The 2,564-nt window shown below is 45.7% G+C and carries 3 protein-coding genes and 1 tRNA gene (1 of these 4 cut by a window edge); 1 reads left to right on the top strand and 3 read right to left on the bottom strand.

Annotated elements, in window-relative coordinates:
- Positions 1–53, top strand: a tRNA-Val gene (locus tag ACYC56_RS06155); it begins 18 nt to the left of the window's first position.
- A 94-nt stretch (positions 54–147) separates the two neighbouring features.
- Here the strand turns inward: ACYC56_RS06155 and ACYC56_RS06160 are convergent.
- From ACYC56_RS06160 to ACYC56_RS06170, 3 genes are all read right to left on the bottom strand, one after another.
- Positions 148–288 carry a hypothetical protein gene (locus ACYC56_RS06160; protein ID WP_461373300.1) on the bottom strand — a complete coding sequence of 47 codons (141 nt, stop codon included), beginning with the start codon at positions 286–288 and terminating at the stop codon, positions 148–150.
- A 188-nt stretch (positions 289–476) separates the two neighbouring features.
- Entirely contained in the window at positions 477–1,922 is a 1,446-nt protein-coding gene (locus ACYC56_RS06165) for a protein kinase domain-containing protein (protein WP_461373301.1), read from the bottom strand.
- Positions 1,923–1,925: 3 nt separating this feature from the next.
- On the bottom strand, positions 1,926–2,564 hold a 639-nt coding region (locus ACYC56_RS06170), incomplete at its 5' end, for a PP2C family serine/threonine-protein phosphatase (protein ID WP_461373302.1).

Here is a 2,564-nt window from a genome sequence, read left to right on the forward strand (position 1 = left end):
AGAGCACTTCCTTGACGCGGAAGGGGCCAGAGGTTCAAATCCTCTAGCGCCCACCCGATTAAGCAGGTAAAACGCAAAAACCACCGGGCAAAAATTCGGCGGTTTTTGCGTTCTTGCTAACATCTGCTAACAAAAATTAGACATGCTCTAAAAAGGAATAGATTGAGGCTTAAAGGTGGATTCAATACGCTCTTCCGTACCCATATCTGTAAGCGGGAGCACGTGACTATAGACTCTTAGCGTGATACTTGTATCTGCGTGACCAAGCAACGTGGGTACATACTTCATTGGTTCCCCATTGGTTAGTAATGCGCTGGCGTAGGAGTGCCTCAGATCGAGCCAAAATCCTGCGACTTGAGAGGTTCTCTTTGTTCTCCTTAACGTCGACGAGCCGGCGCGCTTTGTGCTCGCATAGTGCGGCAACCACAAAAGCCGGAATGATAGCCTTACCCATAGAAAACTAGCAGGCAAACAATCTACCAATCTTCTATACCACAACGTATTATGTGAATTCCAACAATGAGAATGATTGCATATATTGTAACGTTTAATAAGAGCATCTGATCGTCTACGGCCTTACCAAATTCGCTGTATATAAAAACACCACTTTGGTAAAGCTTAAAGCCTGAAAATAGAGCTAGAGCGCCCCCAAACAGCTGTGCAACACAGCCGTCCATCTTTGATGCCAGGAATCGCTTACGCACGCTTTTTCTAGCTGCTCTAGGCTGTACATATGTTTGCTGAGCTGTTTGCGCGCCACCCGTTGTTGGCATGTACATTTGTGGCTGCGCCTGCACTAGCGGCACTCTCTGCGGCAATTGGGATACGTGTTTTGCCGCAATAAGCTCAATTTGTTGACCGGCTAAAAAAGGCTTCGGAAAGTAATCTTTTCCGAGACGCATAGAAATATTACACCATGGGCAATCAGTAAGGTGATTGCCATACCAGTGATATTCATTCTGGGAACATTGTTTTAACTTTACACCTTCAGCCTTCAAAGCGTTAAACCATTCAATTGCTACAGGCCTTTTCGTTGGATCTGCATGGCCCTCAACAAAACATCGGTAAAACAAAACCCTTATCGAAGGCGGAATTATGTTGTATGGAAGCGCGTAACTAGGTGGTTCGATGCCCCTAGTGTCTGTAGCATATGGGAAATGCCCCTTCTTTATCTTTTCCTCGGGGGATGGAGCGTCTTCAACGAGAGGGCCCCTTGCCTGATACGGATGCACACCATTCGCTAAGAACTTGAATATTATGATGGCCAGGGCAAACAGATCTGAGTGGTATCGATCATAATCGTTTGTCTTAAAATCTACACCCATCAATTCAGGAGGCAGGTATTCACCGCTTCCAACCCGAGTGTGATAAGTAATACCTGATGCGCTATCTTTTACCTGGAACGAGTCACAATCAATTATAGATACTAGGGCACTTGGGGATACGAGAATATTGGTTTCCCTTAAGTCTCCGATGCGGTGCCCTTTCTCATGTAACGCCGCAACCGCACTCGCCATATTAAACGCTGCGGTAAACAAGTGCTGCCAGGTAAAGCTTCCACCAAACGCTTTTAACCTATCAGAAGGGTCAAAATATTTGTGGGTTTCCTTAAATATCTTTGTATCGATCAGAGGCATTGTATAGCCAACAAACAGTCTTCTGGCTGGGTCACTATAGAGAACGTCTTCTGGCCAACCAATTGATCGATGTCTCGTATTAGGGGACGGATCATCTGGTGGGTTGTTCACCATGCTTAATACTTTCTGGTGGAGTTCTGCGGTAATTTTTTGCGGATGATAAATTTTTGCACATCTACCATCATTGCCGATAATTTCGTAGATAGCCCCTTCGCCGCCGCTCTTACCAGTACTTTTTAATCCAATTTTGTTGCCCATCAGATCATAAACCGCAAGAATTGGCATTAGTTACGTTCCTTTAGGTAGAATGCCAAGAACTAAGGTTTTATCATCCTCTGAATGCTCGCTGAGCTTATCGGATGCGAGTAAATCATAGATATCCTGGTTGGCCTGTTCAAAATCATCAATCTGCGTGGCATATGTAAAAAGGGGTCTAAAAAAGCCTTCGAATGGTGTGTAGCTATTATCGGCTTTTTTCAATCCAGCTCGTTGGCAGCCATCAGTAAACAGCGCAATACCATTTACTCCGGAGACTGTTGATGTGCTCTTAAGCGACTCCTCCCAATCCTGGCTTGTCAGTGGTGTGACCTCGTTTGTGTATTCGGATTCTCCCGGTCCTGTAATGAGATGAAGACCATTATCCGTGTCAACGACAAGCGCACCATCCCCTATATGAACGGCTGCAACCGCATCCCTAAGGGTAATAGCGACGAGAAGTGTGCACGCTAAATCACGGAGGCTACATTCTTCAGCTTTGGCTCTCTTCTCCAGCGCTCTCCTTGCCGCAGTTACTGCATCTTTCGCTAGGGTTGTAATATCCACACTTTCAGGCGTTGCTTTTATAGCTCGTTCCACACTTTTTACAGCGCTTTTGACTGCTACGTTAGCTCCAATATCAGCTTTTGATGCACTACCAAGCCCGTCTGC

It is taken from the genome of Candidatus Aquicultor sp. (assembly GCF_054640775.1).

Bases quoted from the DNA above. Each gene is read 5' to 3' on its own strand.
- ACYC56_RS06160 (WP_461373300.1), bottom strand. From the start codon at position 288: ATGAAGTATGTACCCACGTTGCTTGGTCACGCAGATACAAGTATCACG.
- ACYC56_RS06165 (WP_461373301.1), bottom strand. From the start codon at position 1,922: ATGCCAATTCTTGCGGTTTATGATCTGATGGGCAACAAAATTGGATTA.